This is a genomic window from Thalassospira indica, assembly GCF_003403095.1.
In the GTDB taxonomy this organism is placed as follows: Bacteria; Pseudomonadota; Alphaproteobacteria; order Rhodospirillales; family Thalassospiraceae; genus Thalassospira; species Thalassospira indica.
The window spans coordinates 3502236-3515775 of sequence record NZ_CP031555.1 but is presented as its reverse complement, the minus strand read 5'-3'; the positions used below and the strand labels follow the sequence as shown (position 1 = coordinate 3515775).

The following is a 13540-nucleotide window of genomic DNA, read 5'->3' as shown; positions in this document are numbered from 1 at the left end:
GGTGCGGGGGACACCGGGCCTGGAATTGCTGGTCAGCAGTTTGGGGGGAGCTGACCAGCAGGGGGGAGACGAAAATTAGGCGATGGTCGTGGTCACATCGACATTGCCGCGAATTGCGTTGGAATAGGGGCAAATGGTGTGCGCTGTTTCGACAAGCTTCTCTGCATCGGCCTTGTCGAGACCCGGCAGCGATACGGTGAGTTCGACGGCGATACCAAAGCCGCCTGCTTCCCGCGGACCGATACCGACTTCAGCCGAAACCCCGACGGCATTTGGCACCTTGATCTTGGTCTGGCCGCTGGCAGCCTTCATGGCGCCGATAAAGCAGGCCGAGTAGCCCATGGCAAAAAGCTGTTCCGGGTTATGACCGTCACCGCCAGCACCGCCGAGTTCCTTTGGCGTGGACAGCTTGACATCAAGCGATCCATCGTCAGTCGAGGCGCGGCCATCGCGGCCACCGGTTGCAGAAGCGAGTGCGGTGTATTTGACATCAACAGACATGGTTTTCATCCTTTGTTTGAACATTGGTTCGGTTGGTGATTACCCGGCTGTTAGGTTCATATGTCGCCGGGGGCGGGCAGGTGCAACCGCACCTACCCGAAAGAGTGTTAAAGTTTGGGGACAATTCCCTTGTATTCGTCGTGTTATTCGCCGTGCAGGGCGGTGCGGAGATACTGACCGGCCTGGGCAATTGCGCCTTTGGCAGCCGGGGTATCGGCAAGGGCATTGAGCATGACAAAGTCATGGATCGTGCCGTTGTAACGCGTGACGGTGACATCAACGCCAGCCTGGCTCAGTTTGCGGGCATATGCTTCGCCTTCATCCCGCAGCACGTCGTTTTCCGCAGTAATCACAAGTGCCGGGGCCTGACCGGCAAGCTGATCGGCACTTGCATGGATAGGTGTGATTTTCGGGTCAGTACGATCAACGCCTTCGGGCAGGTACTGGTTCCAGAACCATTCCATCGCAGGCTCGGTCAACCACGGACCATTCGCAAATTCGGTATAGGATCCGTTGTCAAAATCAGCATCCGTCACCGGATAGAACAGAACCTGTGCGGTGATTTCCGGGCCACCGCGTTCCTGCGCCAGAAGCGAAACCACAGCGGTCATGTTGCCTCCGACACTGTCGCCGGCAATCGCCAGACGGGTCGGATCGATATTGAGCTGTTCACCATGTTCAGCAACATATTTGGTAACAGCGTAATCCTGCTCAATCGCGATCGGATAGCGCGCCTCGGGGGAGCGTTCGTAATCCACAAACACCAGGGCGGCATTGGCACGAGCGGCGAGTTCACGGACCAGGCGATCATGGGTGCCGGTATCGCCCATCACCCAGCCTGCGCCATGGAAATAAACGATCACAGGAAGGCGATCAGTATTGCCCGCCGGGCGGATGATGCGGACCTTGGTGGCACCCGTCGGGCCAACACCAAACACCGTGTCGGTGATATCAACGGCCGGTTTGGCAACATCACCGGACTGCGCACCCGCCAGAACGTTACGGGCCTCAGCCGGGGTCAGGGTGTAGATCGCCGGGCCGCCGGACGCAGAAAGGACATCAATGAATTCCTGGGTAGTGTTTTCAAGAACCGGCTCTGCGAAGGACGCGGTGCTGGTCAGAGAGGTCGACAGTGCCAGTGCGCCAGAGAAGACAGCAGCAACAACTTTTGAATTGAATGGGCTCATGGGTCTGATCCTTTAACTGGGCCGTCCGAGATTTTTGATGGGCGGCGGTGTGTTTCGATGAATTATGTATCGCACACAATTAAATCGCGTGCGATATAAAAATAAGAAACCCAGCCATGCAATAAAATCGCTTGTTATTTAATCGTGTGCGATTTAATTTACTTGGCTTTGAAAATTTCAGGCCCAGGATTTTTTGAGAAGACGGACGTCGCCGGTGGGTATGCAAATCGCAGAATTCTGCGCAATACGATGCCTTGGTGCCCCACAATAAAGGACCAGACCAATGGACAACTCATCCAAAGATGATTTGCTTCAGCTCGAGAAGTTTCTGTGCTTTTCGATCTATTCAGCCGGTCATGCCTTTAACCGGGTCTATAAGCCGCTGCTGGATAATCTGGGGCTGACCTATCCGCAATATCTGGTGATGGTGACCCTGTGGCAGGAAGATAACCAGTCCGTGCGGAGCATTGGCTCAAAGCTCTATCTGGAATCAAGTACGCTAACACCGTTGCTCAAACGCCTTGAAGCCAACGGACTGGTTAGCCGCAAGCGCGATCCGGAGGACGAGCGATCCGTGCGCGTCAGCCTGACGGACGCCGGTAAGGACCTGCGGAACAAGGCAGAAGAAGTTCCGCCCTGCATTCTTGAGGCCACAGGACTTGATATCGAGACCGCCAAACGCCTGAATCGCGATTTGCGGACCATGCGCGATCAGATGGAGGCTGGCGGTCAGAAGGTTTGATCGCGGTTAGTTCGCCTGCTGTTTCCGATCCCGGTGATAGGTCAGGGCCCAGCCAAGGGCGGTCTTGATCGCCGGTTCAGGCAGGGGGCGATCCAGCGGCAGGATAATCGCGCGACTGCCCTCGGTCGTCAGATCAGCCGAAAGCAGGCTGCGCGTCCGATCAATCAGGTCGGTCTTGCAATCAAAATAGATCATGACCTGATCAGGTGTTTTGGCTTTCCAGTCGGCACGAATGGTGATGCCCGATCCGGATTTGGGCCGCCATGCCGGTTCGCCCCACTTCAGGCTTTCGGTGATCGGGCCAACGCCGTCAATTTCGCCCGCAAGTTCAAAGACCCAGCCCCGGATCGACATCAATGCCCGCCGGGCTGCTGCCGGGCAGGCATTGAATTTTGCCGCAACATCCGGGCTTGCGAAATCGCCAGACCCCATCACATGCCCGCAGCGCTTAGATTGCCAAGGGATTGGATCAGCAACCATAAACCACAAATAACAAGTGTTGCATGCTGCATCACCATAGCCGGTACGATGAACCGTGTGGACTGGCCAAGGGTGCCAATCGCATGCAAAAGACGGCTTGCGATCAAAATGGCGGCCACAATCCAGATAATACCGGACGTTGCAAGGATCGCCTCGATGGCAAGAACCAGCAGAATGCACAGCGGGGCATTTTCAACAAAATTGCCATGTGCGCGAATGCGCCGGCGCAAGGTGGTGTCATCGCCATCGCCGATCAGTACTTTGAGTTTTGCGCGCCTCAGAGAGACATTCAAGCTCAGCACAGTCAGCATGAGGACGAATATAGCAGTCATGAAGATGGTTACAGGCAAGGGCAACATCGCAATATTCCCGGCTTGTGAAGGGGATAGTGAAAGTGTTTTCGAATTCAATCACTGAACGCAGTTTGGATCAAACAAAAGGACGACACCAATCATGGTGCCGTCCGATTTGTCATGTGCCGAAAGGTAAGATTACGCCCTAGATATTACGCAGTCGATCAAGGAAGTTTTTGACCTGTGCGTCAAGATTGCGGGCTTCTTCGGCCAGTTGGGTCGCCCCGGCTTGCACGTTCGAGGCCGCTTCGCCGGTTTCCCGGGATGTGTTGCGCACAATCCCGATAGAAGATGACACCTCGTTGGTGCCGGCCGCCGCCTGTTGAACGTTACTTGAAATTTCGGCGGTGGCAGCCCCTTGTTCCTCGACCGCAGATGCGATGGCGGTGGCGATTTCATTGATGTTGGCAATGGTTTCGGTCACTCGTCCAATCGCCCCGACCGTATTTTGCGTCTCGGACTGGATGGAGCCAATCTGTTGGGCAATGTCTTCGGTCGCCTTGGCGGTCTGGTTGGCCAGGTTTTTGACTTCCTGTGCCACAACGGCAAAGCCTTTGCCTGCCTCTCCCGCACGGGCCGCCTCGATGGTGGCATTGAGGGCCAGAAGGTTGGTCTGGGCGGCAATGTCATTGATCAGGTTAACCACTTCGCCGATGCGATCGGCCGCTTCGGCCAGGCCGGTGACCATGGCGTTGGCACGTGAAGCTTCTTCGACAGCGGTGTTGGAGATGTCAGATGACTTCGCCACCTGGGAGCTGATTTCCTGAATGGAGGCAGACAGTTCCTCGGTCGCAGACGCCACAGTCTGGACGTTGGCACTTGCCTCGTCCGCGGCGGCGGCAACAACAACGGCCTGTTCGGAACTTTCATCAGCAGCACGCCGCATTTGCCGGGACACTTGTTCCATGTTTCCGGCCTTGTCAGACACATTGACAACGATCGAGCCGACCGATTTTTCGAATTCGTCTGCCATCTGCAAGCGCGTGCGATTGCGTTCATCGCTGGCACGCTGTTCGGCTTGAAGCTTTTCACGTTCGGCCATCTGCATGCGTGCGGAGGCCTCCTTGAAGGCTTCGAGGGCCTTGGCGATTGCGCCGATTTCGTCATCACGTTTGAGATAGGGCACCGTAATGTCAAACTCACCCTTCTGAAGGTGATCAATCACACTGGTCACCCGCGTCATCGGTCGCGCGACCAGGGTTCTGGTCGACAAAAGAACCACGGCAATGACGACCAAAAGCAGGATGACGCCCCCAATCAGGGTGATATTGCGCAGATTGTCTGCCGGGGCATAGACTGTTGCCAGCGGCACATTGACCACAACACCCCACTTGTTGGGGTATCCGGCAATCTCGACCGGGACAATCATGTGCATGGTCGTGTCATCATCAACCCGCGCCGGTTCGCCCGATTGCATGGTTTCGAGGATGGCTGCCTGGATCGGGTTGTTGTTATCAAGTGTGGTGCCGCGAATGTCCGGGTCTTCATGGGCAACCCAGGTGCCTTGGGCGGAGACGAGATTAACCGTGCCGGTCCCAAACGGTGTCAGTTCGGCAAAGCGTTCTGACAGGGCATTGAGTTCAAGATCAACGCCCAGCACACCCAGGAATTCGCCGTTCGGGTTCTGCACCGGATAGACAAAGGAGGTCAGAACAACATCACGGCCCTGAATGTCATAGGTGATCGCATCCGTGACATAGGGTTGGTTGGTGTCACGCGGGGCGGTGTAATATTCATTGATCTCCGGATTATCGAGGCCGGTCAGGTGATAGGGCGTAATGCCGTCGCCAAAATTATAATAATATGTGACGTATTTGCCGCTGCCATCGCCGAATGGCTCGCCCTCGTTTACGTAATCGGCATCCTTGCCATCAAGGGCATCGGGCTCGAACCCGGACCAGGCACCGGCAAGTGTCGGATTGTCGATCAGGGTACGACTGAGAATTTCGTTATATGCCGCGCGATCAACACCGCCTTTTTCGCGGATCGCCCGAAAGGCCCCGGCCAGGTTTTTGGCAACCAGCATCCCGCCATTCAGAACGCTACCAGCCTGCTCTGCGTGATGGTTTGCAACGCCACGTGCCTCGCCGACGGTCAGTTCTTCGGTGGTTTGGCTTGTTTGAACGGTTTGAAGAGATATGCCTGCAATCAGGCAGAGCGCAATGGTTGCTGCACTGACAAGGGTCAGCTTCGCGCCAAGGGACAGGGACGAAAACTTCATACAATCATCCTTCCGACCTATTCTTTCGTTTGAAAGATCGCAATTGAATAATACGACAGCCAAGTCAATGGCTTGCGCATGTATAAAGGCACGAAATGTCTGTCGCTTATTCTAAGGTATAATGTGCGAAAAGGGAAGATGTCTGGGTATGTAACTTTTGTTATTAAATTTGTTTGGTTTTTCCAATGGTTGCCGTAAAAACGTCTTCGGCAGGGACAGGTTTGCCAAGCAGGAAGCCCTGAAGTTTGATGCCCGGTACGTCGCGCAGGAAGTCATACTGCGCCCTGGTTTCAACGCCTTCTGCCGTGACTGACAGACCAAGGGCCTCTGCCATTGCCAGAATGGCATTGATCAGGGCAACATCATTGCTGTTGCCCGGCAGTCCGTTGACGAAAGCACGGTCGATCTTGATGCGGCTGATCGGCAGGCTTTTGATCGATCGCAGGCATGAATAGCCGGTGCCAAAATCGTCAATCGCCAGCGAAATCCCGACAGCGCGCAAATCATGCAGGGTCTGGATCATGCTGATTTCGTCCTGGATCATGCTTTCGGTGACTTCGATTTCAAGATCCTCGGCCGGGAGGCCGGAAATCGCCAGTTGATCGGCAATGCTGTCAGCAAAACCGGGCTGTTGCATCTGGCGGACCGATACATTGACGGCCATGCGGAGTTTCTGGCCATATTGATCTTGCCAGCGGCGGGCCTGAGTGCAGGCTTCGCGAATCACCCAACTGCCAATTTCAAGAATGAGGCCGCTTTTCTCGGCCGTCGGGATGATTTCATGGGGGCCAACAAGCCCGTGGGTCGGATGATTCCAGCGCAGCAACGCCTCGACACCAGCCATTTCGCCGGTTTTGCCATCAAACTGCGGCTGGTAGTACAGAACCAGTTCCCCGTTCTCAAGCCCACGGCGCAATTCAAGTGAGCGGGTCATATAATGCGCGGCATTGGCCGTCATTTCCGCTTCATAAAGCGCAAAGGTCCTGCGCCCGCGATCCTTGGCGGCATACATTGCTGTATCGGCAAGGCGGATCAGATCGTGAGACGAATGGCCATGCACCGGATAGAGCGAAATGCCCACACTCGCACCGATATTCATTTCATGACCGCGAATATAAAACGGGCGTTGCAGTTCCTGAATGATCTTTTGCGCCAGATTGGTTGCCGCGGTTTCATTGGGGATGTTTTCCCGAATGATCAGGAATTCGTCGCCGCCCAGTCGGGATATGGTGTCAGTGCGCTCGGTAATACCCTTGATCCGGGTTGCGGCAATCAGAATGACCTGATCGCCGGCGGCATGGCCAAGTGTATCGTTGATCGTCTTGAAATCATCAATATCAAGAAACATGCAGGCGACCATCATGCCGCTGGGTTCGCAACGTTCGATCGCGCGATTCAGGCGGTCTGTCGCAAGAAGCCGGTTGGGCAGGCTGGTCAATCCGTCATATTGGGCAAGGTAATGCAATTCCTGTTCGGCCTGCCGGATTGCAGTCCGGTCAGAGACAATCATCACATAGTGGGTCAGTTCGTGCTCTTCGTTTTCGACGGCAATGTTCTGTAGGGACAGCGATATCGGGCCACGATTGGCGTTGTGGGTGTCAAGGTCGCGATGCCATTGGCGGCGGGCACCCAGCCCGGAAAACAATTCCTGAAAGAATTCGGCGGGATGTTCATTGGCAGAAAGGAAATAGGGCGGCTTTTGCAGCGTGTTTTCCTCGGTCTCGCCCGTGATCCGGTAATAGGCGTTGTTGGCATTGGTAACATTGAGGTCTGGGTCAAGAATAAGAATGCCATCCTGGGTGGTTTCAAACACCGTCATGGCTTCGCGGAGCTTGTCCTGCGTCAGACGTTGATCGGTGACGTCCTGCATCATGCCGATGATGCGTTGTGACCCTTTGCGGTCATCGCCAAAGGATTTGCCGCGCGCGCGCAGCCAGCGATAGTTCTGATCCTTGTCCAGGCTTCGGAAAACAACGTCATAGAACTCGCCGTGGGAAACCGCATAGGCAAATGCCTTGCGCACCATATCGCGATCTTCTGATGCAACCCGTTCAAGAAAGGCATCCCAGCTTTCAGTGACGGTTTCTACGTTCTGATCAAGGTCGGGATTGCCAAGCCCGGTACAGTGCATCTGCCGGGTCAGGACATCAATTTCCCAACAGCTCATCTGCGCTGCGTTCATCGCAAGCGACAACCGGTGCTGACTTTCCGACAGGGCAAGTTCGGCTGCGCGGCGTTCTAGTGCCATCTGGATCGTTGCGTGCAATTCGCGGTCGGAAAACGGTTTGATCAGATAGCCGTAGGGACGGGTAATCTTTGCGCGTGCCAAGGTCGCATCTTCGGAGTGGGCCGAAAGATAGATGACCGGGATCATCAGGTGGGAGGGAATGCCGGCCGCTGTTTCAATGCCATCAATGTCGCCTTCGATACGAATATCCATCAGGATGATGTCAGGCGGATCGTCATGGATGGCGGCAAGTGCATCGCTGCCGCGCGTATGCGCGCTGGTGCGTTCATAGCCAAGCTTTTCAAGCTGCTTGCGCAAATGAAGGGCGATAACACGTTCGTCCTCGACAATCATGATATGGACCGAATGGGGCATCCCGATCACGTTCCTATTCTGAATGTGATGATGAAGGTTGTTTCACCAGCCGTAACAACTTCAAGCGTTCCACCAATCTGATCGGTCAGCAATTCAATCAGTTGCAAGCCAAGACCTTCGCTTTTGCCCGGGGTAAAGCCATCAGGCATGCCGCATCCGTTATCGGAGACGCGCAGGGTCACGACACCCTCATCATTCTTTTGGGTCGATACCCTGATCTGGCCTTGTGCGCGGTCGGGGAAGCCGTGTTTAAGCGCATTGGTGATCAGCTCGTTGGCAATCAGTCCGCATGGAACTGCCTGATCAATGGCCAACTCGACATGGGCCAGATCGCTTTTGACCTGTACCCGACTGATATCGACATTGAATGTCGCCAGAAGCGACGAAATCAGGCTTTCGCAGAAATCGGCGAAATTAACCTTGGCGATGTCTTCGCTTTGATACAGTGACTGGTGAATTTGCGCCATGGACCGGACGCGATTGCAGCTGTCAATCAGGGCTTCGCGCGCCTGTATGTCGATGACCGAGGATGTCTGCATATCGAGCAGGCTGTGAATGATCTGCAGATTGTTTTTCACCCGGTGATGGACTTCGGAAAGCAGCGTTTCCTTCTCACGCAGGGATCGTGCGATCTGTTCTTCGCGATGTTTGCGTTCGGAAATGTCGGAAATGGCCGCAAGAATTTGATGCTTTTCGCCATCAGAGATCGGGTTCAGGCCAATTTCAACGGGGAACTCGCTGCCATCCTTGCGCAAGGCATAAAGATCGCGGCCAGCCCCCATCGGGCGGGGATTGGGCTGCTCCGAATAGGAGCGCCGCAAACGCGGGTGTCCGGTACGGAAACGTTCGGGGACCAGCATTTCAATCGGCTGGCCCAGCAATTCGTCGCGCGCATAGCCGAAAATGATTTCGGTCTGGGCGTTCACCATTTCCATCGTGCCATCCGCACTGATGAGGATCATGGCATTTGGCGCGTATTCAACAACGCGTTCAAATCTTTGATCCGGGCTTTTCGCCGGAAAGGCGTTCTCGGTGGTATGTCCACCGGTTTCTCCAAACGACATCAACACACTCCGGGTTTCGTGCCTGTTTCGTCGATCAGGTTTGCCTTCGCTTGTGAGTGATCAATCGTATTGAATTCAACTAATAATATATCGCATCGCAAATAGCTGGATTTGCGATAAAAGATGATCAAAGTTTAAGCGCGCGTCCCCATATTCGGATATCTGCACGGGATTGGCTAAATTCAACTACACTTAGGGGTAGCCATTGAGGGATAGCCATATCGAGGGCGACTGAAACAGCCACCTGTTGCTACATATGGGAAATCCCGCGCTTGAATTCCGCGATTATTTGGCAGCCATGCGCAACAGGTGCTTGATCTTGGCCCGAAGTGGGGTATAGCTTCGCGCAAACATGCGATCAGCGTGATACGGATATTCCCCGAGAATTCAACGATCCAACTGACAAACAAGGTTTCAAAAATGACAGCCGATCTTCGAGATGCCGCACTTAACAGCAACGTCTGGGCCTTTCAGGAAGCCAGCAAGCTGGTCAAGCGGTATAAACAGAAGGCGCCTGAAAAGGGGTATGTCCTTTTTGAAACCGGTTATGGTCCGTCGGGGCTGCCGCATATCGGCACTTTTGGCGAAGTCGCGCGTACGACCTATGTCCGTCGCGCCTTTGAAACCATGTGCGATATCCCGACCAAACTTTTCTGCTTTTCAGATGACATGGATGGGCTTCGCAAGGTGCCAGACAACATCCCGAACAAGGATATGGTTGCCCAGCATCTTGGCAAGGCACTGACCAGCGTTCCCGATCCGTTTGGCACGCATGAAAGCTTTGCCCATCACAACAATGCCAAGCTGCGTGAATTCCTTGACGGGTTCGGGTTCGAGTATGAATTCAAATCTTCGACCGAATGTTACCGCTCTGGCATGTTTGACGCAGCACTGCTGCGTTTGCTGGAGCGTTATGACGCGATCCAGAAAATCATGCTGCCGACCCTTGGTGAAGAACGCCGTGCGACTTACAGTCCGTTCATGCCGGTTGAGCCGGGCACCAACAAGGTGCTGATGGCGAAAGTCACCGAGCTTAAGCCTGAGAGCGGCAGCATCGTTTACGAACATCCGGAAACCGGCGATCTGGTCGAAACGCTGGTCACCGGCGGCAATTGCAAACTGCAATGGAAGCCCGATTGGGCGATGCGCTGGTATGCGCTGGGCGTTGATTATGAAATGGCCGGTAAAGACCTTATTCCGTCGGTCGAGCTTGGCAACAAGATCGTCAAGGCGCTTGGTGGCACCCCGCCGGAAGGCTTTAACTACGAGCTGTTCCTGGATGAGAACGCCCAGAAGATTTCCAAATCCAAGGGCAATGGTCTTTCGATGGAAGACTGGCTGAAATATGCACCGGAAGACAGCCTGTCGCTGTTCATGTTCCAGAAGCCGAAAACCGCAAAGCGTCTGTATTTTGATGTCATCCCGAAAACCGTGGATGAATATCTGACCTTTGCCGAAAAGCTTAAAACCGAAACCGATCCGGAAAAGATCCTGCAGAACCCGGCCTGGCACATTCATGCCGGAACCGCACCGGATCGCGACATTCCGTTGTCGTTCGGCATTCTTCTGAACCTTGTTTCGGTCTGCAATACCGATGATCGCGACCTGTTGTGGAAGTTCATTTCGCGTTACGCCACCGGGGCAACCCCGGAAACTTCGCCGTATCTTGATAAGCTGGTCGGTTATGCGATCAACTATTACAACGACTTCGTCAAACCGACGAAATCATACCGCGCCCCGACCGAGGCAGAGCAGGCAGCGCTTAGAGACCTGCGCGACGCTTTGTCAAAAATTGCACCGGGCACCGACGCGTCTGACATCCAGACCGAAGTTTTCACCGTGGGCAAAAACCACAATTACGAAAACCTGCGCGATTGGTTCAAGGCACTTTATGAAGTGCTGCTGGGGCAGGAACAGGGCCCGCGCATGGGCTCTTTCATCGCCCTTTACGGCCTTGATGAAAGCGTTGCCCTGATCGACCGTGCGCTGGCCGGTGAAGATCTGTCTGCCTAAGACGGCGCGATCAGATACATGTAAAAACGGCTCGCCTTTGGCGGGCCGTTTTGCTTTTTGGGTCATATCATTCAATAATTTGCCGATCAGACCGGTTATGGCGGTGCTTTGCGTCACCAGCAAGGAATTGAATGATATGGGATTTTGGCAAAAATCAATGATCGCGGTTGCATGCTCCAAACCGCTTCGCACCCTTGGCGAGGCGATTGGACGCAAGACCGGACTGGCCGCGCAGTTTGTCAGTGCGAACGACGGCACTGGCCATGTTTCGCGGGCAAATGCGCTGGCGGCACAAGGTATCCGGATTTCAAGCTTTTATCTTGGTGAATATGTCGAAGATATCACCCAGGTCCGTGAAACGGTCGATCAGCTTGGCTTTGTGATGCCAAGCCTCGATATGTCTGGACTGGATGTGCATGTGTCGATTGATCCGTCGCAGCTGGGCTATATGCAGGGCGAGGCGGTCCTGACCAAACATGTCGACGAGATCGCAAACAAGATCCGCGATATTGCAGCACAGGCAAACTCATCCCAAACCATCCGGCTTATGATCGATATGGAAGATTTCGACATGATTGATGACACGCTGGCGCTGCACCATCGGTTGGCGACGGCTGGTGTGCCGGTTGCCCAAACCCTTCAGGCCCGTTTGCATCGGACGGAATCTGATCTGAACGACATGATTGCACGCGGGGCGATGGTGCGTCTGGTCAAGGGGGCAATGGCCCCACCGGCAAGCGTATCGTTTACCGAGCGTGACCAGATTGATGCCAATTATCTGAAACTGGCCGGGCTGATGTTGTCAGATGCCGCCAAGCAAAGCGGGTTTTTCCCGGTCTTTGGCAGTCACCATCGCGAATTGGTGCTCAAGATCGCGACGCTTGCTGATGACAATGGCTGGGCGCGCGATCAGTTCGAGTTTGAGATGCTTTATGGCGTTAATCAGCCGTTGCAACGTGAACTGGTTGCGGCGGGGTATCGCCTGCGGCTGTATGCGCCGTTTGGCAAGGACTGGTGGGCCTATGCCTGGCGCCGGGTGGGGGAAAACCCGCGCAACCTGTCGCTTTTGATGAAGTCGGGACTTCATCGATAACAAAAACGAATGAGGCCAGCATGAATGTGCTGGCCTCAAAGTTTTAAATCAGCTTGGCGGCAGGTAACGCCGCAGCGGATGATCTTCAAACGGCGCCAGAAGCACATGGCGCGCACGTTGCCAACCCACCCCGAATGCCATCACCAGCCCGCCAACAATGAAGCAGACCAGAACAATGGTCATGGACGGATCAATTGCCGCGCCCTCGAACCCGGATTGCAACAGATAACCGACATAGATCAGGCCACTGATGATCGGCGACCGACGATCCAGGATCAGCGACAGCACCATGGCAATGATAATTACCGGGATCATCGCAAGGGCGGCGGCCTCGAACGTTGCGGCAATCGAATGGATGGTCAGCGGTGCGCCAAACACATAAAGCCAGAACGCACATTCCGCCCAACCATTGATCCGCTTGGGATCGCGGCTGTCGATAAAGATCGCAAGGGCCAGCAACAAGATGCCCGTGGCCGTGATCAGATAGGGGATATAAGGTTCTGCCGCCGGGCCGAAGGTCGCCATCAAGGCAGACCAGAAAACGCCAACGAGGCCAGCAGCAATCAGCGCAAACGATACCGGCAGGCGATAACGCAGGAAGAAGCCCAGCTGGAAGGCAAAGCCGATGATGGCGACAAACACCAGCACATTCATCGACCGCTGCCCGAAATCAATCACCGTATCAAGATCGGACAACTGCCCGGCAGGCCCGGCAAGCGACATGTAAATCGCCACTGCATAGATCATCAGCGTTGCGCCAAGGGCGGCCATAATCGCGATCGAGGGCAGGGACGCCTTGAGCTTGCCTGCGATATATTCCGCCAGCGCGACATAGGCGATCATGGCAAGCGGTGGCGCGATCCAGAATGCCGGGCCATTGGCAAGCAGGCCCCACAGAACGAACCAGCCGATGGTCAGTGCGCATATGCCAAGCGCGATGAAGATGTCATTCATGCCGCGAAACAGCGTGAATTTTTCTGTTTCAGGCGACTCTTGTGCTTGTTCGGAAAGGTAGCCTTCGAGCCTTGCAAAGGCCTCTTCGCTGAGCACGCCGGCCGATACCGCATTTCGGATATCGGCAAGGGTGAATTGATTATTTTTCACTGTGGCTCCGGAGTGTGTTGTTGCTCTTGTGCGGTTTTGGCGTGTGTCCGATGGATCAGTGATACACGCGATGTGCGATGCTTTCAAATTTCTCGGTATGCCTAAAGGCGGACTAAGGCATCGAAAGGGCACCTAAACTGCGCAGTTAACAGGAACATAATATTTGACAGATAAGTTAGT

At 54.7% G+C, this 13540-nt stretch carries 11 protein-coding genes; 3 read left to right on the top strand and 8 right to left on the bottom strand.

The features are described 5' to 3' along the window. Positions 1-75 precede the first annotated feature (75 nt). On the bottom strand, positions 76-501 hold the full coding sequence (locus DY252_RS16575) for an organic hydroperoxide resistance protein (protein WP_064788620.1): 426 nt from the start codon (positions 499-501) through the stop codon (positions 76-78). Between the two features lie 143 nt (positions 502-644). Next, positions 645-1688 carry an alpha/beta hydrolase gene (locus DY252_RS16570; RefSeq protein ID WP_197482569.1) on the bottom strand — a complete coding sequence of 348 codons (1044 nt, stop codon included), beginning with the start codon at positions 1686-1688 and terminating at the stop codon, positions 645-647. Positions 1689-1971: 283 nt separating this feature from the next. Here DY252_RS16570 and DY252_RS16565 point away from each other — a divergent pair, with 283 nt between their 5' ends. Continuing rightward, on the top strand, positions 1972-2430 hold the full coding sequence (locus tag DY252_RS16565; RefSeq protein ID WP_064788473.1) for a MarR family winged helix-turn-helix transcriptional regulator: 459 nt from the start codon (positions 1972-1974) through the stop codon (positions 2428-2430). 6 nt (positions 2431-2436) lie between these two features. Here the strand turns inward: DY252_RS16565 and DY252_RS16560 are convergent, their stop codons facing one another. The 5 genes from DY252_RS16560 to DY252_RS16540 form a co-directional block, all read right to left on the bottom strand. Then, complete coding sequence (locus tag DY252_RS16560; RefSeq protein WP_064788472.1) at positions 2437-2862, bottom strand: DUF1801 domain-containing protein; 426 nt, start codon at positions 2860-2862, stop codon at positions 2437-2439. Then, positions 2862-3242 (bottom strand): MAPEG family protein, encoded by a 381-nt coding sequence (locus tag DY252_RS16555; protein ID WP_245960855.1) that lies wholly within the window; start codon positions 3240-3242, stop codon positions 2862-2864. Before DY252_RS16555 ends, DY252_RS16560 begins: the two co-directional genes overlap by 1 nt. Positions 3243-3408: 166 nt before the next feature. Beyond that, a complete protein-coding gene (locus DY252_RS16550) occupies positions 3409-5484 on the bottom strand; it encodes a methyl-accepting chemotaxis protein (protein WP_064788470.1) in 2076 nt (691 codons plus the stop codon). A gap of 163 nt (positions 5485-5647) precedes the next feature. Continuing rightward, positions 5648-8086 carry a two-component system response regulator gene (locus tag DY252_RS16545; protein ID WP_064788618.1) on the bottom strand — a complete coding sequence of 813 codons (2439 nt, stop codon included), beginning with the start codon at positions 8084-8086 and terminating at the stop codon, positions 5648-5650. A gap of 5 nt (positions 8087-8091) precedes the next feature. After that, positions 8092-9150, bottom strand: a complete 1059-nt coding sequence (locus tag DY252_RS16540; protein ID WP_064788469.1) for a sensor histidine kinase — start codon at positions 9148-9150, stop codon at positions 8092-8094. Positions 9151-9570: 420 nt separating this feature from the next. Between DY252_RS16540 and DY252_RS16535 the strand changes: the two genes are divergently transcribed. Together DY252_RS16535 and DY252_RS16530 are read left to right on the top strand one after the other, a co-directional pair. After that, complete coding sequence (locus DY252_RS16535) at positions 9571-11163, top strand: lysine--tRNA ligase (RefSeq protein ID WP_064788468.1); 1593 nt, start codon at positions 9571-9573, stop codon at positions 11161-11163. A 136-nt stretch (positions 11164-11299) separates the two neighbouring features. Beyond that, the gene (locus tag DY252_RS16530) at positions 11300-12256 is read left to right on the top strand and encodes a proline dehydrogenase family protein (protein ID WP_064788617.1); all 957 of its coding nucleotides are present in this window, start codon (positions 11300-11302) and stop codon (positions 12254-12256) included. 48 nt (positions 12257-12304) lie between these two features. Here DY252_RS16530 and DY252_RS16525 read toward each other — a convergent pair whose 3' ends face one another. Then, a complete protein-coding gene (locus DY252_RS16525) occupies positions 12305-13360 on the bottom strand; it encodes a hypothetical protein (protein ID WP_064788467.1) in 1056 nt (351 codons plus the stop codon). Positions 13361-13540 lie beyond the last annotated feature (180 nt).